This is a genomic window from [Rhizobium] kunmingense, assembly GCF_977018605.1.
On the sequence record NZ_CDRNXG010000001.1, the window covers coordinates 2,320,104 to 2,335,075 of the forward strand.

Annotated in this window: 22 protein-coding genes and 1 tRNA gene; 8 read left to right on the top strand and 15 right to left on the bottom strand. The window is 62.2% G+C overall.

Annotation, left to right across the window (positions count from 1 at the left end):
* Window positions 1-70: 70 nt before the first annotated feature.
* The 5 genes from AC0JZ4_RS11025 to AC0JZ4_RS11045 all read right to left on the bottom strand — a co-directional run bounded on the left by AC0JZ4_RS11025 (window position 71) and on the right by AC0JZ4_RS11045 (window position 4,715).
* Window positions 71-655: an SCO family protein gene (locus AC0JZ4_RS11025; protein WP_471886420.1), complete on the bottom strand. Its 585-nt coding sequence runs from the start codon at window positions 653-655 to the stop codon at window positions 71-73.
* Window positions 655-1,143, bottom strand: a complete 489-nt coding sequence (locus AC0JZ4_RS11030) for a copper chaperone PCu(A)C (RefSeq protein ID WP_471886421.1) — start codon at window positions 1,141-1,143, stop codon at window positions 655-657. The genes AC0JZ4_RS11025 and AC0JZ4_RS11030 overlap by 1 nt, the downstream gene beginning before the upstream one ends.
* A 150-nt stretch (window positions 1,144-1,293) precedes the next feature.
* Window positions 1,294-1,719, bottom strand: a complete 426-nt coding sequence (locus AC0JZ4_RS11035) for a DUF2946 family protein (RefSeq protein ID WP_471886422.1) — start codon at window positions 1,717-1,719, stop codon at window positions 1,294-1,296.
* A 293-nt stretch (window positions 1,720-2,012) separates the two neighbouring features.
* Window positions 2,013-3,326 carry an NAD-dependent dihydropyrimidine dehydrogenase subunit PreA gene (gene preA, locus AC0JZ4_RS11040; RefSeq protein WP_471886423.1) on the bottom strand — a complete coding sequence of 438 codons (1,314 nt, stop codon included), beginning with the start codon at window positions 3,324-3,326 and terminating at the stop codon, window positions 2,013-2,015.
* A 15-nt stretch (window positions 3,327-3,341) separates the two neighbouring features.
* Entirely contained in the window at window positions 3,342-4,715 is a 1,374-nt protein-coding gene (locus tag AC0JZ4_RS11045) for an NAD(P)-dependent oxidoreductase (RefSeq protein ID WP_471886424.1), read from the bottom strand.
* A gap of 219 nt (window positions 4,716-4,934) precedes the next feature.
* On the opposite strand from AC0JZ4_RS11045, the gene AC0JZ4_RS11050 reads away from it, so the two are divergent.
* The 4 genes from AC0JZ4_RS11050 to AC0JZ4_RS11065 all read left to right on the top strand — a co-directional run bounded on the left by AC0JZ4_RS11050 (window position 4,935) and on the right by AC0JZ4_RS11065 (window position 6,658).
* Complete coding sequence (locus AC0JZ4_RS11050; RefSeq protein WP_471886425.1) at window positions 4,935-5,372, top strand: hypothetical protein; 438 nt, start codon at window positions 4,935-4,937, stop codon at window positions 5,370-5,372.
* A 154-nt stretch (window positions 5,373-5,526) separates the two neighbouring features.
* Window positions 5,527-5,856, top strand: a complete 330-nt coding sequence (locus AC0JZ4_RS11055) for a FliM/FliN family flagellar motor switch protein (protein WP_471886426.1) — start codon at window positions 5,527-5,529, stop codon at window positions 5,854-5,856.
* Window positions 5,857-6,048: 192 nt separating this feature from the next.
* Window positions 6,049-6,456: a DUF2325 domain-containing protein gene (locus AC0JZ4_RS11060; protein WP_471886427.1), complete on the top strand. Its 408-nt coding sequence runs from the start codon at window positions 6,049-6,051 to the stop codon at window positions 6,454-6,456.
* The gene (locus AC0JZ4_RS11065; RefSeq protein ID WP_471886428.1) at window positions 6,437-6,658 is read left to right on the top strand and encodes a hypothetical protein; all 222 of its coding nucleotides are present in this window, start codon (window positions 6,437-6,439) and stop codon (window positions 6,656-6,658) included. Before AC0JZ4_RS11060 ends, AC0JZ4_RS11065 begins: the two co-directional genes overlap by 20 nt.
* Before the next feature lie 30 nt (window positions 6,659-6,688).
* On the opposite strand, the gene AC0JZ4_RS11070 is transcribed toward AC0JZ4_RS11065, so the two are convergent.
* The 5 genes from AC0JZ4_RS11070 to AC0JZ4_RS11090 all read right to left on the bottom strand — a co-directional run bounded on the left by AC0JZ4_RS11070 (window position 6,689) and on the right by AC0JZ4_RS11090 (window position 8,225).
* Entirely contained in the window at window positions 6,689-7,033 is a 345-nt protein-coding gene (locus tag AC0JZ4_RS11070; RefSeq protein ID WP_471886429.1) for a DUF423 domain-containing protein, read from the bottom strand.
* A 31-nt stretch (window positions 7,034-7,064) separates the two neighbouring features.
* The gene (locus tag AC0JZ4_RS11075) at window positions 7,065-7,454 is read right to left on the bottom strand and encodes a group II truncated hemoglobin (protein ID WP_471886430.1); all 390 of its coding nucleotides are present in this window, start codon (window positions 7,452-7,454) and stop codon (window positions 7,065-7,067) included.
* A 208-nt stretch (window positions 7,455-7,662) separates the two neighbouring features.
* The gene (locus AC0JZ4_RS11080) at window positions 7,663-7,857 is read right to left on the bottom strand and encodes a hypothetical protein (RefSeq protein ID WP_471886431.1); all 195 of its coding nucleotides are present in this window, start codon (window positions 7,855-7,857) and stop codon (window positions 7,663-7,665) included.
* Window positions 7,858-7,944: 87 nt separating this feature from the next.
* Window positions 7,945-8,139: a hypothetical protein gene (locus AC0JZ4_RS11085; protein ID WP_471886432.1), complete on the bottom strand. Its 195-nt coding sequence runs from the start codon at window positions 8,137-8,139 to the stop codon at window positions 7,945-7,947.
* A gap of 9 nt (window positions 8,140-8,148) precedes the next feature.
* Window positions 8,149-8,225: transfer RNA gene (locus tag AC0JZ4_RS11090), tRNA-Arg, on the bottom strand.
* Window positions 8,226-8,532: 307 nt separating this feature from the next.
* Here AC0JZ4_RS11090 and AC0JZ4_RS11095 point away from each other — a divergent pair.
* Complete coding sequence (locus AC0JZ4_RS11095; RefSeq protein ID WP_471886433.1) at window positions 8,533-8,745, top strand: DUF3329 domain-containing protein; 213 nt, start codon at window positions 8,533-8,535, stop codon at window positions 8,743-8,745.
* A gap of 89 nt (window positions 8,746-8,834) precedes the next feature.
* Here AC0JZ4_RS11095 and AC0JZ4_RS11100 read toward each other — a convergent pair whose 3' ends face one another.
* On the bottom strand, window positions 8,835-9,341 hold the full coding sequence (locus AC0JZ4_RS11100) for a hypothetical protein (RefSeq protein WP_471886434.1): 507 nt from the start codon (window positions 9,339-9,341) through the stop codon (window positions 8,835-8,837).
* A gap of 130 nt (window positions 9,342-9,471) precedes the next feature.
* Here AC0JZ4_RS11100 and AC0JZ4_RS11105 point away from each other — a divergent pair, with 130 nt between their 5' ends.
* The gene (locus AC0JZ4_RS11105) at window positions 9,472-9,666 is read left to right on the top strand and encodes a type II toxin-antitoxin system Phd/YefM family antitoxin (RefSeq protein WP_471886435.1); all 195 of its coding nucleotides are present in this window, start codon (window positions 9,472-9,474) and stop codon (window positions 9,664-9,666) included.
* Between the two features lie 50 nt (window positions 9,667-9,716).
* Window positions 9,717-10,004, top strand: coding sequence for a PIN domain-containing protein (locus AC0JZ4_RS11110; RefSeq protein WP_471886436.1), 288 nt, complete (start codon window positions 9,717-9,719; stop codon window positions 10,002-10,004).
* Between the two features lie 161 nt (window positions 10,005-10,165).
* Here the strand turns inward: AC0JZ4_RS11110 and AC0JZ4_RS11115 are convergent, their stop codons facing one another.
* The 3 genes from AC0JZ4_RS11115 to AC0JZ4_RS11125 form a co-directional block, all read right to left on the bottom strand.
* Window positions 10,166-11,002, bottom strand: coding sequence for a transglutaminase family protein (locus AC0JZ4_RS11115; protein ID WP_471886437.1), 837 nt, complete (start codon window positions 11,000-11,002; stop codon window positions 10,166-10,168).
* A gap of 126 nt (window positions 11,003-11,128) precedes the next feature.
* Window positions 11,129-12,073, bottom strand: coding sequence for an alpha-E domain-containing protein (locus tag AC0JZ4_RS11120; protein WP_471886438.1), 945 nt, complete (start codon window positions 12,071-12,073; stop codon window positions 11,129-11,131).
* 12 nt (window positions 12,074-12,085) lie between these two features.
* On the bottom strand, window positions 12,086-13,495 hold the full coding sequence (locus AC0JZ4_RS11125; RefSeq protein WP_471886439.1) for a circularly permuted type 2 ATP-grasp protein: 1,410 nt from the start codon (window positions 13,493-13,495) through the stop codon (window positions 12,086-12,088).
* Between the two features lie 308 nt (window positions 13,496-13,803).
* Between AC0JZ4_RS11125 and AC0JZ4_RS11130 the strand changes: the two genes are divergently transcribed.
* Window positions 13,804-14,682: a DMT family transporter gene (locus tag AC0JZ4_RS11130; RefSeq protein ID WP_471886440.1), complete on the top strand. Its 879-nt coding sequence runs from the start codon at window positions 13,804-13,806 to the stop codon at window positions 14,680-14,682.
* 12 nt (window positions 14,683-14,694) lie between these two features.
* Here AC0JZ4_RS11130 and AC0JZ4_RS11135 read toward each other — a convergent pair whose 3' ends face one another.
* Window positions 14,695-14,940, bottom strand: coding sequence for a hypothetical protein (locus AC0JZ4_RS11135; RefSeq protein ID WP_471886441.1), 246 nt, complete (start codon window positions 14,938-14,940; stop codon window positions 14,695-14,697).
* Window positions 14,941-14,972 lie beyond the last annotated feature (32 nt).

Here is a 14,972-nt window from a genome sequence, read left to right on the forward strand (position 1 = left end):
TTGTTTGGTTGCAAACTATTCTTGGGCGGCGGTGACCATTTCAATGGCGCCATCCTTCGCGCAGCAGGCTTTACAGGAGCCTGCTGCGGATCTTTTCGATCGCCGTTTCGGGATCTTCGCCATAGGGGATGAGACCCTTGAGGCGGCCGTCGGCGCCGATCATGAAGAGATCCATCGTGTGGCTCATCGAGTAGCCGCCGCTCGGGTTCGGGACCTTTTCGGCAAACGCCCGCCAGCCGGCGACGACCCGCATGATCTCCTCGGGCGTGCCGGTGACGCCAGTGATGCGGTCGGAGAAGGCGGTGACATAGCCCTTCATGATCTCCGGCGTGTCGCGCTCGGGATCGATGGTGAAGAGGTAGCTCTTGATCGGCGCGCCATCCTCTCCCAAGGCGTCGAGATAGCCGGCGACCTCGTAAAGGGTCGTCGGGCAGACTTCCGGACAATGGGTATAGCCGAAATAGACGAGCGACGGATTGCCCCGGAAGATCGACTGGTCGACCGCCTCTCCCTGATCGTTGATCAGGGAGAACGCCGTGTTGAAGACGCCGTTGCGCGGCTCGTCCTTGAAAGTGAAGGCCAGAATGCCGACGAGTACGGCGCAGAAGGCCGCAGAGACGATGGTGGCGACCAGCATGAAAGGGTTCTTGGTCATCACTGGCCGTGCCCCGCGTGGGCGTCATGTGCCTTCTGGCCGGCGACGGGGCCGACGGCGAATTCCACATCGACGGAGCCGGCCTTTTCGAAGACGAGCGTGGCCTTCACCATTTCACCCTCCTTGAAGGGCTTTTCGACATCGATGAACATCAGGTGGTAGCTGCCGGGCTTCAGATCGGTGACCGCCCTTGCCGGAATGGAAAGGCCGCCGGTCAGCTCGCGCATTTCCATCACCGCGCCGTTCATCTTCATTTCGTGTACTTCCACGCTCGCGGCCCGCTCGGAAGTGACGCTGACGAGGCGGTCGGAATCGCCGGTGTTGGTGATCTTCATATAGCCGCCGCCGACCTTGGCGACAGGCAGCATGGCGCGCGAATAGGGGTGGCCGATTTCAAGCTGGCCGAGCTTGAATTCATGGGCCTGCGCTGTCGTGAAGGCGAGCGTGGCGGCGATTGCGGCGTAAAGGCCGAGCTTTTTCGTGATCATGGTTTCCTCCGGTCGGGGGATGAATTCGCTGTGCAGGACGGTGGCGGCGGCGCGATCGAAATCCGTTGGCGATCTTTGCTTCTTCCGCTGACCCCGGATGCCGACGAGGGCGTCGTGGGTTTCCTGCCATGAAGGCGCTGTCGTGCGGGATCAGGCGGCGGGTGGCCCTCGGGCATCGGGTCGAAGGGTGCTACGTTCCGGTGTCGGGGCCGATGTCGCCGGAAACAGGATGCCGATGGATGCGGCCGTTTGGGCAGCATGGAAGAATGCTGTCGGGGCGATGACGGCTGCAAGCGTTGAAGAGGCCAGGCGGCAGAGCGTGACGCAGGGGCAGTCAGCGCTTTTCTTCAGCGGGTTTTCGGGAGAGACCGGGGCGGAAGCCCCGGAAGCCTCAGAGACGCCGGATGTGCCGCAGATGATGTGGAACGGGTCTTCGGCTGCGATCGCCATGGAGGCGCGGGCCATGCTGCCGGCAAACCCCTGAAACGCCAACAGGTAGGCGAAGACCACCGCCAACACGGTCGCCAGCATCCTGTCGGAAAGGATTTGCCGCATCGCCTTCATGCCGTCTCCCATGCCACATGCCGGACACATTGTCACGGGTGCGGTGGTGGTGTGGCTGCGGCTTCAGCGTGCATGCGACGGTTGGTCGCTGGGTGTGGGGAGAACTGTAGCGAAGCATGGTGCGGCTTGCGGCTTCTCCCCGCTTGGCGGAGAGAAGGTCCGGAGCGTTAGCGAGGGGATGAGGGGCAGCCTCAGACGTTGAGTTTGCAGCTTTTGCCCCTCATCCGCCTGCCGGCACCTTCTCCCCGCCGGGCGGGGAGAAGGGCGGGTGCCGCGCCCTTGTCGTAAGGGCCTTCACCCCTCCGTTACTCCGCCGCCTGCCGTGCCATCGGGTTGTTCGGGTGGGTGGTCCAGTTGGCGTAGTTCGGATCGACCGGGCGGCCGGTGCGCTTGTCGAGGGCGCCGACCGGGAGTGCCTCCATGGTGATGCAGTTCTCCACCGGACAGACGTTGACGCAGAGATTGCAGCCGACGCAATCCTCCTCCTTGACCTCGAAATGCCTTCTGCCATCGACAAAGGCGGTGATCGCCTGATGGGATGTGTCCTCGCAGGCGATGTGGCAGCGGCCGCATTTGATGCAGGCGTCCTGATCGATATGCGCCTTGGCGATATAGTTGAGGTTCAGGTACTGCCAGTCGGTGACGTTCGATACTGCCCGGCCGGTGATGTCGTCGAGCGTGCGGTGGCCTTTGGCATCCATCCAGTCGGAAAGGCCGGTGATCATTTCCTCGACGATCTTGAAGCCGTAGGTCATGGCGGCGGTGCAGACCTGCACGTTGCCGGCCCCCAGTGCGAGGAATTCGGCGGCATCGCGCCAGGTGGTAACGCCGCCGATGCCGGAGATCGGCAGGCCCTGGGTTTCCCGGTCGCGGGCGATCTCGGCCACCATGTTGAGCGCGATCGGCTTGACCGCCGGGCCGCAATAGCCGCCATGCGAGCCCTTGCCGTTGATCGAGGGCTGCGGGCTGAACGTGTCGAGATCGACCGAGACGATGGAGGAGATGGTGTTGATCAGCGACACGGCATCGGTGCCGCCGCGCCTTGCGGCGCGGGCGGGGTGGCGGATGTCGGTGATATTGGGCGTCAGCTTGGTGATGACCGGCATGCGCGTGTATTGCTTGCACCAACGGACGACCATTTCGATATATTCCGGCACCTGGCCAACGGCCGAGCCCATGCCGCGCTCCGACATGCCGTGCGGACAGCCGAAATTCAGCTCGATGCCGTCGACTTCGGTCTCTTCCACCAGCGGCAGGATGGCTTTCCAGGCCTCTTCCTCGCAGGGGACCATGATCGAGGCGACGACGGCGCGGTCTGGCCAGTTGCGTTTCACCTGCTTCATTTCGGTGAGGTTGGTGTAGAGGTCGCGGTCGGTGATCAGTTCTATATTGTTGAGGCCCAGCAGGCGGCGGTCGGCGCCCCAGATCGCGCCGTAGCGCGGGCCGTTGACGTTGACAACCGGTGGGCCCTGTTCGCCGAGCGTCTTCCAGACGACGCCGCCCCAGCCGGCCTTGAACGCGCGCTCGACATTATAGGCCTTGTCTGTCGGCGGTGCGGAGGCGAGCCAGAAGGGGTTGGGGGATTTTATGCCGACGAATGTGTTGCGGATATCAGCCATTGTCTTTCTCCCCCTTCAAGCCACGGCCGTGGCCGGTTTGGCGCCGACGGCCAGCATGCGGTTGATGCTTTCGGCAGCGTCGCGACCGTGCGCGACGGCCTGGACGGTGAGGTCTTCGCCTGACGGCACGCAGTCGCCGCCGGCCCAGACGTTGTCGATCGAGGTGCGGCCTTTGTCATCGACGGCGATGCGGCCGTTTTCGAGCTTGAGCGCTCCGAGGCCGGAGGCTTCGAAGGTCTGGCCGATCGCCTTGAACACCTGATCTGCCGCAATGAGGCCAAACTCGCCGGTGCCGGTGAGCCTGCCGTTTTCCATTGCAGTATATTCCACCTCAATGCCGGCGACCTGAGGGCCGCCGGGCCCCTCCTTGCCGATGATCGACTTGGGGGCGAGCCAGTGGCGGATGATGACGCCCCTGGAGGCCGCAAGGTCCTGCTCGAAACGGGAGGCGTTCATGCTGTCGCGCCCACGGCGATAACAGATCGTCACCTCTTCCGCGCCCAAGAGCTTTGCCTGGATGGCGGCGTCGATGGCGGTCATGCCGCCGCCGATGACGACGACGCGGCGGCCGATCGGGATATTCGCCTTGTCGCTCGCCTGCCTGAGGTTGGCGATGAAGGCGACCGCATCCTCGACGCCGGTCAGGGTTTCGCCCTCGATGCCGAGGCCGTTGACGCCTGACAGCCCCATGCCGAGGAAGACGGCGTCATAGCGGCCGGTGAGATCGGAGAGTGAAAAGTCGCGGCCGAGCGCCCTGCCGGTCTCGATGGTGATGCCGCCGATGGCGGTGACGTAGTCGACCTCGCGGGCAGCGAAGTCATCGACCGCCTTGTAGGTGGCGATACCGTATTCATTGAGGCCGCCGGGTTTTTCGCGGGCTTCAAGGATGGTTACGTCGTGGCCGTTGACGGCCAACCGGTGGGCGGCGGCAAGGCCGGCGGGGCCGGCGCCGACGACGGCGATCGTCTTGCCGGTCGGGGGCCTGCGTTCATAGAACTGCCGGCCGCTCTGCATGGCAATGTCGGTGGCGTAGCGTTGCAGCCGGCCGATCTCGACCGGGCGCTCCTCCGCCGTGTTGCGGACGCAGGCGTCCTCGCACAGCGTTTCGGTGGGACAGACGCGGGCGCACATGCCGCCCAGAATGTTCTGGTCGAAGATGGTTTTCGCCGATCCGAGCGGGTTGCCAGTCGATATCTGCCGGATGAACATCGGGATATCGATGGCGGTGGGACAGGCCGTCATACACGGCGCGTCATGACAGAAGTAACAGCGGTCTGCGGCTACCAGCGCCTCATGGTTGTCGAGGCGCGGGTGAAGGTCGGCAAAATTTCCTGCGTATTCGTCGGATGCGAGGCGTCCGGCCCCGATCCCGCTTCCCAGTCGTTCCATCCGAGTTCCCTCTTCTTATGGTCATGGACAACTATTGAGGGAAAAATACCACGGGTTAAAATTTTATCAAACGGTAAAATTTCTGCGCGGCACACTGCCGCGCTTGGCGGGTGAGGGGACGTCGGGAGAAATCCACAGGAAGGCTAGATCTCGCAATTGTCCGCCGCCGTCCGGTTCGATACGGTGTTAAGATTGTTTTAACCATATTTCGGCCACCTCATGTTTCAGAACCGGAAGCCTCGGCATTTCCTGTCACAGTTCTACAGCGCCAACGACAACCCGGACATCAATCTGCGCAAGGCCAATCTGGTGGCGCGGGCGGTGTATCCGAATGGCGGCGGGGTGAAATCGTTTTCGAGCCTGCAGGTGCGTATCGTCGGTCTGCATGAAAACGGCGCGGTGATCGAATCCAGCGCCATCGAATTTCTGCCCGAGCATTTCTACCTGTGTCTCGGCGACAAGGAGATCTTCTTCACCTGTGCACGGCGCAATGTGATGAAGGCGGAGATGGTGGTGGCGTTTTCTCAGCCGGAAGATTCGTTCTTCATCGAGGCGTTGGCGCGAATCGCTGCTCCTCTGGCGACGCTGAAACGGATGCGCGAGCTGGCACCGCCGGTGATCAAGGCGCGGATGCACGGCCCCAAGCGACGCGGTTGACCGATTTCGCGGCAGTTTTTCGCGTTCTGCGCGACCTCGCTGTGGATGTTCAGAATTTGTTAACGATGACGGTCGCCCCGAGCGGAAACCGAGCCGCCCTCGGTTTATTTTCGGGTTACCGACACATTCAAATTCATTTCAAAAGGTGACGATCATGAGCGACGAAGCTCCCGCCAGCCGCCCGGCTTTCTTTCTTCCCGAATTTCCGGAAGAGGATGTTGCGGGGCAGGGCGGCAAGGATGCGCCGCGCGGCCGCGTCAGCGACATTCCCGTCGAGATCCAGGCCGTGATCGGCAAGACCAAGGTTTCCGTGGCGCAGCTGATGGCTGCCAAGGAAGGCTCGCATTTCAGGCTCGACGCGCATTTCGGTGACCCCGTCGAAATCCAGGTCAACGGCCAGACGATCGGCTACGGCGAGATAGTCGGCGACGACAAGGAGGGCATTGTCGGGATCCGCATGACTTCCATTCGGCCGATCGGCTGAGCTTCCACATTCCGAATTCCACATCGCGAATTCCGCTTTCAAACGAGGCGAATGGCCTGCTTCCATTCGCCTCGGAGCGCCGCTGATAAATATGAGTATAATCCTCACGTTTAATCTTTACTCTGAGAGTCAACTTATCTAAGGTGCCGCTCACTGAAGGTTCCCGAGATGAGACTCGATCAGCGAGGCGTGATGGCAAAGAAGCAGAAGCGGAAGAATGGCGGCGCGAGCAATGCGGCGGTCAACGAGCAGACGAAAGTCGATCGCGACGCAGTCGACGTGCGCAGCTTCCTCTATGTGGGCGGCCGTGACTGCCAGGTGGCGCACCTGCGCGCCATTGCCACCAATTTCGGTGCCGAACTGATCCATCACGACGGCGGGCTGCGCGAAGCCGTTTCGCGCATCGATACCGTGCTTCCCTCCGTCGACTGCGTATTCTGCCCCATCGACTGTATCAGCCACGATGCGTGTCTGAGGGTGAAGACCGGCTGCAAGAAGTTCGGCGTCACCTTCGTCCCGCTGCGCAACGGCTCGAAATCGAGCCTCGAACGCGCGCTGCAGACGATGAAGGAACGGAATGATGAGAGACGAGCGTCCTGACGCCAGCCTGCTGATTGGCCTGCATAAGCTTGCCGAGACGAATGGCGAGGGACTGGTGCCGGAACTTTACGAAATCCTCGCCTTGCGGGCGCGGGCCGATGAATTCGGCGACAATGTCGTGAAATTTCCCTCGCATGCCAGCGTCAGTGCCACGACCGTGCCTTCCTGGGAGGCAGGCAAGGTTCTGCCGTTTCGGCGCTAGACGGCAGACGGCAGCCCAGCCACTTCGACACTAACTTCCCCGAACCCGGAAAAATGCGCCCGCTGCCACCAGCAGCCAGCCGAGCATCATCAGCGTGCCGCCGAGAGGGGCGGCGAAGGGGAAGAGGCGCGTCCCGAGAAAATGGCGGGAGACGAGGTCTCCGGCGAAAACGAGGGTGCCGAGCGCCAGTGTCAGGCCGGCAAGCGTTGCCGTGCGGATGACGTGGTGGGCGAGGTAGAGCGCCAGAAGGACCGGGGCGTGGGCGAGGCACATGGTCGAGGCCGAACCGAGCAGGTGCGCGTCGCCGCCATGGCTGGCGGCCGCGGCCAGCACGACGCCGGCCAGACCGGCCAGGCCGCTGACAAACAGAATCAACGGTCTCGTTTTGGCTATGCTTTCCAACTGACTATTCCTTGTTCTGCATGTGGAAGCCGAGGCGTTCGATCGGTGGCCAGATGATGTCGCGCAGCTTTTCGTTGGCGATCGTCTCGTCCATCGCCCGGCGGAAACAGAGCAACCACTCATCTCGCTCGGCCGGGCCGATTTCGGCGCCGAAGTGGCGCGAGCGCAGGCGCGGATGGCCGTATTTCTCGACATAGATCGGCGGGCCGCCGAGATAGCCGGTCAGGTAGTCGTAGAGCTTGTCCTCGCTGCCGCGAAGATCTGCCGGGTGGATGGCGCGGCAGCGGGCGGCCTCGGGCAGCGTGTCCATCAGATGGTAGAAGCGTTTGACCAGTTCGCGGATCGTGGCCTCGCCGCCGATCGCTTCGTAAAGGGTGATGGTTTCGCCTGCCATGATACGCCTCCGGGTCTGGAGGTGGTGTTAGAGGCTGCGGCGAATGGGAGCAAGGGACATTGCGTCGCGGGGGGTAGGGGTGTTGCGGGATGCTGGGCTTTACAGGATGGCGGGGCTTTGCGACACATGTCCTTCTCCCCGTCTGCGGGGGGAAGGTGTCAGCGGGCGAGTGAGAAGCAGGCCTCGCGCTCTGTCGAAAAGGGCGGTCTCAGCCGGTGCCGGCATCCGTATCCTTGGCATGCCTGTCGGGCAGCGAGCCGGTTCCGGGTGTCTTGTCGTAGTCGGTCAGGTTGTCTTTGGCATGCGGGCCGGCGGGTGGAGTGCGTTCGGAAAGTTTCTGGCGGCGATAGCTTTCACCGCTGCCGCGTTCGACCGTTTCCTGCGCGGTTCTGTCGTTTTCCATATCTACCTCCGATCATTCTGTGGTTGCTGACAAAACGAGCGGAGGCGGGATGAGGTTCCAGATGATCGTGTCCGGACATGGGCGGGATCAGCGTGGGTTGCGGACAGGTCTCGTCGGAACGTCGTCGGGGTCAAGGGTGCCGGCGGGCATGGCGCGGGCGACCATGACGGTCGTGTTGTCCTGGCGCGGATGGCCGCAGGCGGTGACCGCGTCGATGAGCGCGCGGCAGATGCCGGCTACAGCTTTCGCTTCATGATTGGCGACAATCTCGCCGATCTGCATTGAAAAATATGGCGCACCCGACAGGATTCGAACCTGTGACCTTTGGAATCGGAATCCAACACTCTATCCAGCTGAGCTACGGGTGCTAACCGTGTCAGGCGATTCACATCGCCTCAAGTCCGATGGGAGGTTCTTACCCTAGCTCGGGGGAGGCTTCAATGCCAATACGGCGGTCTGCCACGGAAAAATCTTCGACCGGCCGTATCGGGCACGCCTTGTATCGCCGGGGCTGGGCTTTGCCCTGTGATTGTCTGCCGTTCGGCTCGTTTCGGACTGATTTCTGTCGGAAACGTGAGGGCGCGGTCGATGGCGGGAGGGCGGCCGGCCTTGCAATTTTGCAACCGAAGCCGGATATGGGCGGCAGGCATGGACATGCCGATGCGGAGGACAAGAATGATCGACCCGAACCACCCGTTCTATAACGCGCTCTGGCGCAGGCTGCTCGTGCCGGGCGTCTGTTTCGCCTGGGTGGTGACCGAGCTGATCATCGGTTCGCCGACATGGGCCGCGATCGTCGGGGCCGTCGGTGTGTATGCCACCTACAAGCTGTTCTTCGACAGGCAGAAAACCTCAGGCGACAAGCCTTCCGAGCCGCGCGACGAGTAAGGTCGAGATATCAGCTTTCTGGTGATGGGGCGGGCTTGCGCTGCCGGCGGCAATTCGGCGCCGCTTGCGCCTCTGACTTTGCCGGAGGCTTACCGCCAGAACAGGTCGCGGATTGCCTGGTCGATCATCAGGTTGGCGATGGTCATCCGGATCGTGGCGTTTTCCCGGAACTGCGGGGCAACGCCGTCGGGATGATTCCGCTTGGCGAAGCGGCGGCGCTTTTCGGCCAGGACGGCTTCCGTATCCTTGTCCGAAATCGCCAGTTCCTGTGCAATCTCCGCTTCGCTCAGACGTGTGAGATGGGGCGGTATCGGCGGCGGTGCTTCCGGCGTCTGGTCGCCTGCCGGTGCGGATTGCCCGGCCTCGTCCGTCTCGCCGGGCAAGGTGTGCGGCTCTTCCGGCAGGTAGGCAAAATACGCGTCGACATTGGCGTCCGTCATCGATACGGGGGGATCCGCAGGCGGCGCGACGAAGCCGGCACCGAGGCCCCGGATGCGAAAATCCGCAGCCGAACCCGGCGTTTCCTCCGCCTCGTCCTTTTCCTCTTCCTTCAACCGGGTCAGGACCGATTGAAAGACCGATTGCCCGAAGAGCATCGACAACTCCGTTTGCGATGGGTTGCTGCTATCAGGCGGGGATGGCGCCGGGCTTGCGTTGGGTAGGGTGAGTTGGTGCGGTCTCGCAGGAGGGACCACATTGGTGGTGGTCTGCACAGGAGACATGGACATGACGCCTAAGACTGTTGCCGCCCCAGAATTCAAGGCGAACGGCCTGAGGCTGATCGACAGGATGAACGCTGACGGCCAGACGATCACCATCACCAGACGCGGCAAGCCTGTAGCCGCGCTGACGCCGGTGGAGCGCGAAAAACCGGTGCTCGAGAGCATTGTCGGCATCATGAATGGATCGATTCTGCGATAGGACGATCCGTTCGAGCCGGCGATCGATCCCATGGGCTGGGACGCGCTGAAGTGATCCTCGCCGATACTCACGCCGTGCTATGGGCCGTCGAATATGATCGGCGGCTGGGGCGGCGTACGATCGACCAGCTTGATCCGGCGGCTGCCGTGGATGCGCCGTTCGTATCCGTCATTCCGTGCTGGGAGATCGCATTGGTGGTGCGGCGTCAGCGGCTGGCACTGTCGGTGCCGGTTTGCGCATGGGGCGCTCTCAGCCTCAATCGGCCGGGTAGACAATGGGCGCAGTGGAAGCCGGTGATTTCGGTCGCGAGCGTCCAACTGCCGGGCTTTTCACAATGATCCGGCATATCGGTGGCTCGCGGCCACCGCACGCCACTTCGGCATCCTGCAGTTGCCCGCCGACCGCACCATTCTTGAGTATGGCGCGGACGGGCATGTGCGGGTGATCGACGCGACAATTTGAACAGGCGCGCGCAAGCAGTCCGGCTTGCTGTTCGCCTTTACGACTGCGTCTGGCTTTGTTCCTGGTTCTGCGTCTGGCCTGCACCCGCCACCGTCAACGTCACCTTGAGGTTCTCGTCGGCAAGGCCGATGCGCATTCCGGACACCGGGGCGCAGTCGCGGTAGCAGAGGCCGGATGCGATACGGACATAGCGGTCGTCGGGGCAGACGTTGTTGGCCGCATCGAAGCCGACCCAGCCGAGGCCGGGGACATGCGCTTCCGCCCAGGCATGGGTCGCCACCTGGTCGGTCGTGTCTTCCATCAGAAGGTAGCCGGAGACGTAGCGGGCCGGCAGGCCTGTGAGCCTTGCGACGGAGATGAAGAGATGGGCGTGATCCTGGCAGACGCCGGTTTTTGCCGCGAGCGCTTCTTCCGCCGTCGTCTCGGTGGTGGTCGAGCCGGGCGTATAGGCGACCGTCTCGTGGATCGCCTCCATCAGCGCATGCATCTGCGACAGTTCGCTATCGCCCTTGACGCTTTTCGCCAGCTCGCGGATCAATTTGCCCGGCCTGGTGAGGGCGGTTTCGCGCAGAAACAGCCAGAGCGGGCAAAAGCCCTGATGCGGGCCGAAGACGCCGGCCTTGTCGAGCGTCTCGACCTCGCCCGAGGCGACGATGCGGATCGTGTGCTCGGCCCCCTCGACGGAGACGAGTTCGGTGCGGTTGCCGTACTGATCGGCATAGCCGGTCTCGATCCTGGCCCCGTCGACCGTGACGGACCAGTTCAGAACGGTCTGGGTCGGGCCGGTCTGCGGCGTCAGGCGCAGGCGCTGCAGCGAATAGGGGACGGGTTCGTCATAGGTATATTCGGTCGTGTGCGAGATCTTCAGGCGCATTCTCTGGTCCTTAAAAGCGGTCGCGTAGAGCAGTTTGGATTTTCTTCGAAACGCAAAATCGATCCATCATTCTGATTTGACGCAGTTGCGGACGCAAAACCGCTACGCACTTTTGCTGGAACTGCTCTACTGGTAAAAACGGTAGCCGTCGGAAATCTCGGCGCTCAGCTGGCTGTTGCGTGAGACGAAATCCTCGAGGAACTCGTGCAGGCCGGTATCCATGATGTCGGTGATCGAGCCGCGTTTCAGCATCGCTCTTATCGCATCGGCCGTCTCATGCGCCTTCAGCCGTTCGCCGTCGTAATCGTCAGCCAGATAGGAAAGGTTGCTGGTGATCTTCTCGTAGCAATAGGCGAGCGACCGCGGCATCTGCACCTGCAGGATCAGGAAATCGGCGATATTGGCCGACTGGTAATCACCGTCATAGACCCAGCCGTAGGAGCGGTGCGCGGAGACGGAACGCAGGATCGATTCCCACTGCATGTTGTCGAGCGCCGAGCCGACCTGGCTGACGGAGGGCAGGAGTACGTAATACTTGACGTCTAGAATGCGGCTGGTGTTGTCGGCACGTTCGATGAACGTGCCGATGCGGGCGAAATTGTAGATCTCGTTTCGCAGCATCGAGCCGTGGAAAGCGCCGCGGATGAGGCCGCAACGGTGCTTGATGCCGTCGATCAGTTCCGGCATGTCGGCGGGGCGCAGCTTGCGCGCCAGCCGTGCCTTCAGGTCGAGCCAGGCCTCGTTGGTGGCTTCCCAGGTTTCGCGGGTGAGCGCGGTTCTGACCATACGGGCATTGTTGCGCGCCGCCTCGATGCAGGACATCACGCTCGACAGGTTGGTGCGGTCGCGCAGGAGGTAGTCGATCGCGTCCGATGCGGTCAGCTTCGGGTGGACTTCGGAATAGGCCTCGCGCACGCCGGCACTTTCCAGTACGCCGTGCCAGTCCTCGTCGGAGGAGCCGGCGCGGGTGAGTGAGACGCGCAGGCCTGCATCGACCAGACGGGCGATGTTTTCGGCGCGCTCGATATAACGGAACATCCAGTAGAGGCCGTTTGCAGTTCTTCCCAGCATATGCTTACGCCCTCAATCTTCCAGTACCCAGGTGTCCTTGGTGCCGCCGCCCTGGCTGGAATTGACCACCAGCGAACCCTGCTTGATCGCCACGCGGGTAAGGCCACCCGGGATGATCTTCACCTTGTCGGAGACGAGCACATAGGGCCGCAGATCGACGTGCCGCGGAGCGATGCCCTTGTTGACGAAGATCGGCACGGTTGAGAGCGCCAATGTCGGCTGTGCGATGTAGTTGGACGGGCGGGCGGCCAGCTTTTCGGCGAAGTCCACGCGTTCCTTCTTCGTCGCCGTGGGGCCGACCAGCATGCCGTAGCCGCCGGAACCGTGGACTTCCTTGATGACGAGTTCCTCGATGTGTTCCAGCACGTATTTGAGGCTCGACGGCTCCGAACAGCGCCAGGTAGGCACGTTTTCCAGAAGCGCCTTGCGGCCGGTGTAGAACTCGACGATTTCCGGCATGTAGGAATAGATCGCCTTGTCGTCGCAGATGCCGGTGCCCGGCGCGTTGGCGATGGTGACGTTGCCGGCGCGGTAGACATCCATGATGCCGGGAATGCCGAGCGCCGAATCGGGTCGGAAAGTCAGCGGATCAAGAAAATCGTCGTCGACACGGCGGTAGAGCACGTCGATCGCCTCATAGCCGCGGGTGGTGCGCATCTGCACCTTGCCGTCGAGGACGCGCAGATCAGAGCCTTCGACCAGTTCGACACCCATCTGGTCGGCGAGGAAGGAGTGTTCGTAATAGGCGGAATTGTAGATGCCGGGTGTGAGCACCGCGACGCGCGGCTTGCCCTTGCAGCCGCGAGGCGCGACCGCGGCAAGCGACTGGCGCAGAAGGCGCGGATAGTCCTCGACCCGCTGCACCTTGTTGAGGGTGAAGAGTTCGGGGAACATCTGCATCATCGTCTCGCGGTTCTCCAGCATGTAGGAGACGCCGGAGGGCGTGCGGGCATTGTCTTCCAGAACGTAGAACTGGTCCTCGCCGGTGCGCACGATATCGGTGCCGACAATATGGGTGTAGACGCCGCCCGGCGGCTTGAAGCCGATCATCTCGGGCAGGAAGGCGACGTTGTTCTCGATCAGCTCGCGCGGAATGCGGCCGGCCTTGATGATCTCCTGCTTATGGTAGATGTCATCGAGGAATGCATTGAGCGCCAGGACCCGCTGCTCGATGCCCTGCGCGAGCTTGCGCCATTCGCGGGCGGAGATGATGCGCGGGACGATATCGAAGGGGATGAGCTTTTCAGAGCTGTCGGCATGGCCGTAAACGGCGAAGGTGATGCCGGTCTTGCGAAAAATGTTTTCCGCATCCTGGGTCTTGCGTATCAGGTGCGCGGTGTCCTGTGCCGCATACCACTCGTGGTAGTTCTGGTATGGTGGGCGCGGAAGGTTCTCCGCAGTTAACATTTCATCAAATGCCAAAGAAGCGTTCCCCTTTTTTTGGCCATAAGAATACAACGCAGACGGCAATGCAAGAACCATGCGCAATTGCCGAAGATAAAATCGAAACCGGTGCTGGCTTTTGCAAAGCAGGCCTTGCGGCCTGCCGCCGCCAGACTTGGCAGGGTTGATTAGATTGGGCTTACGTTCGACAAATCAATGCCTTGCATTTAAAAACGCCAAGTGCCCACAGTATGATCAGCGCGCCTGAAGCATGGCGTCAGTTTTTCTGCTTTGACGAAAGGCAGGTCCGCCGCTAATCGGGCGGGACCCTTTTTCGGATCTGCGCCATGCTCGACCGTTTTGCTCCGGCGATCTTCGCCTTTTTATGGTCGACCGGCTGGATCGTGGCGAAATACGCCGCCATGCATGCCGACCCGATCACCTTCCTGGCGGCACGCCATGCTCTTGCTGCGTGTGCCTTCTTTGGCATCTGCCTGCTGATCAAGGCGCGCTGGCCGGACAGCGTCGCGCAGGTCGGGCGGGCTGTCTTTTCCGGCATCTTCCTGCACGGGCTTTATCTCGCCGGTGTCTGGTATGCGATCGGGCAAGGCGTGCCGTCCGGCCTTTCCGGCATCATCGCCGGATTGCAGCCGCTTCTGACGGCAATGGCCGCCCCTTTCTTTCTCGCCGAGCGATTGTCCATGCGCCAGAGGGCAGGGCTTGGCCTCGGCTTTGCCGGCATTCTGATTGCGATCTCGCCGCAGCTCGTCGCCAGCCTTTCGGCCGGCCTGACGGGGCTCGGCATTCCGATCCTCATCAATCTCGTGGCGATGAGTTCGGTCACCTACGGCACGCTCTACCAGAAACGCCATCTGCAGAACGGTGATATCTGGACGACGGCGACGCTGCAGTTCGTCGGCGCCTTTGTCGTGACCTTGCCGATCGCCATCATGAGCGAGGAGATGCGGTTCGACTGGACGATGCAGGCGGTCGCCGCCATGGCGTGGTCGGTGATCGGCATTTCGATGGGGGCGGTGCTTCTGCTGCTCTATCTGATCAACCGCGGACAGGTCTCGCGCGCCGCATCGCTCATCTACCTGATGCCGCCGATGGTGGCGGTCGAGGCGGTGATCCTGTTCGGCGAGGCGCTGACATGGCCGATGGTTTTCGGGACGGCGATCGTGGTGGTCGGGGTGTGGATGGTCAATCGGAAGGCTGCGGGGTAAACGAAGTGCGCTTCATCCATGTCGCCAGAGTTCGACGAAGGTTGCCGCTTTATCGTCGAGTTCCTTTTCTGGCGCCAGCGGCATGGTGAGGTCTGCATCGCTAAAGGCGGCGAGGAGATCTGCCAGATCCCGCGGGCCCAGCCGGCGAATAACGTCGCGGTGCGAGAGCCGGCCTTGCGAACAGGCCTCAAGTCGCTCCTGCGTGGTTGCGGCCGGCTTGACGGAAGCGTCTGTCGCCTTTTGTTTCAGCGTGTGCATGAGCCTCCGGGGCAGTTGAAATCATACGCCGT

What these genes read in the sequence shown, in the direction of transcription:
- AC0JZ4_RS11130 (WP_471886440.1), top strand. Translation starts at nt 13,804, where the DNA reads ATGCTCGACCGTTTTGCTCCGGCGATCTTCGCCTTTTTATGGTCGACC.
- AC0JZ4_RS11095 (WP_471886433.1), top strand. Translation starts at nt 8,533, where the DNA reads ATGATCGACCCGAACCACCCGTTCTATAACGCGCTCTGGCGCAGGCTG.
- AC0JZ4_RS11120 (WP_471886438.1), bottom strand. Translation starts at nt 12,073, where the DNA reads ATGCTGGGAAGAACTGCAAACGGCCTCTACTGGATGTTCCGTTATATC.
- AC0JZ4_RS11100 (WP_471886434.1), bottom strand. Translation starts at nt 9,341, where the DNA reads ATGCTCTTCGGGCAATCGGTCTTTCAATCGGTCCTGACCCGGTTGAAG.
- AC0JZ4_RS11080 (WP_471886431.1), bottom strand. Translation starts at nt 7,857, where the DNA reads ATGGAAAACGACAGAACCGCGCAGGAAACGGTCGAACGCGGCAGCGGT.
- AC0JZ4_RS11045 (WP_471886424.1), bottom strand. Translation starts at nt 4,715, where the DNA reads ATGGAACGACTGGGAAGCGGGATCGGGGCCGGACGCCTCGCATCCGAC.
- AC0JZ4_RS11085 (WP_471886432.1), bottom strand. Translation starts at nt 8,139, where the DNA reads ATGCAGATCGGCGAGATTGTCGCCAATCATGAAGCGAAAGCTGTAGCC.
- AC0JZ4_RS11060 (WP_471886427.1), top strand. Translation starts at nt 6,049, where the DNA reads ATGGCAAAGAAGCAGAAGCGGAAGAATGGCGGCGCGAGCAATGCGGCG.
- AC0JZ4_RS11055 (WP_471886426.1), top strand. Translation starts at nt 5,527, where the DNA reads ATGAGCGACGAAGCTCCCGCCAGCCGCCCGGCTTTCTTTCTTCCCGAA.
- AC0JZ4_RS11035 (WP_471886422.1), bottom strand. Translation starts at nt 1,719, where the DNA reads ATGGGAGACGGCATGAAGGCGATGCGGCAAATCCTTTCCGACAGGATG.
- AC0JZ4_RS11135 (WP_471886441.1), bottom strand. Translation starts at nt 14,940, where the DNA reads ATGCACACGCTGAAACAAAAGGCGACAGACGCTTCCGTCAAGCCGGCC.
- AC0JZ4_RS11030 (WP_471886421.1), bottom strand. Translation starts at nt 1,143, where the DNA reads ATGATCACGAAAAAGCTCGGCCTTTACGCCGCAATCGCCGCCACGCTC.
- AC0JZ4_RS11050 (WP_471886425.1), top strand. Translation starts at nt 4,935, where the DNA reads ATGTTTCAGAACCGGAAGCCTCGGCATTTCCTGTCACAGTTCTACAGC.
- AC0JZ4_RS11115 (WP_471886437.1), bottom strand. Translation starts at nt 11,002, where the DNA reads ATGCGCCTGAAGATCTCGCACACGACCGAATATACCTATGACGAACCC.
- AC0JZ4_RS11025 (WP_471886420.1), bottom strand. Translation starts at nt 655, where the DNA reads ATGACCAAGAACCCTTTCATGCTGGTCGCCACCATCGTCTCTGCGGCC.
- preA (WP_471886423.1), bottom strand. Translation starts at nt 3,326, where the DNA reads ATGGCTGATATCCGCAACACATTCGTCGGCATAAAATCCCCCAACCCC.
- AC0JZ4_RS11065 (WP_471886428.1), top strand. Translation starts at nt 6,437, where the DNA reads ATGAGAGACGAGCGTCCTGACGCCAGCCTGCTGATTGGCCTGCATAAG.
- AC0JZ4_RS11105 (WP_471886435.1), top strand. Translation starts at nt 9,472, where the DNA reads ATGACGCCTAAGACTGTTGCCGCCCCAGAATTCAAGGCGAACGGCCTG.
- AC0JZ4_RS11075 (WP_471886430.1), bottom strand. Translation starts at nt 7,454, where the DNA reads ATGGCAGGCGAAACCATCACCCTTTACGAAGCGATCGGCGGCGAGGCC.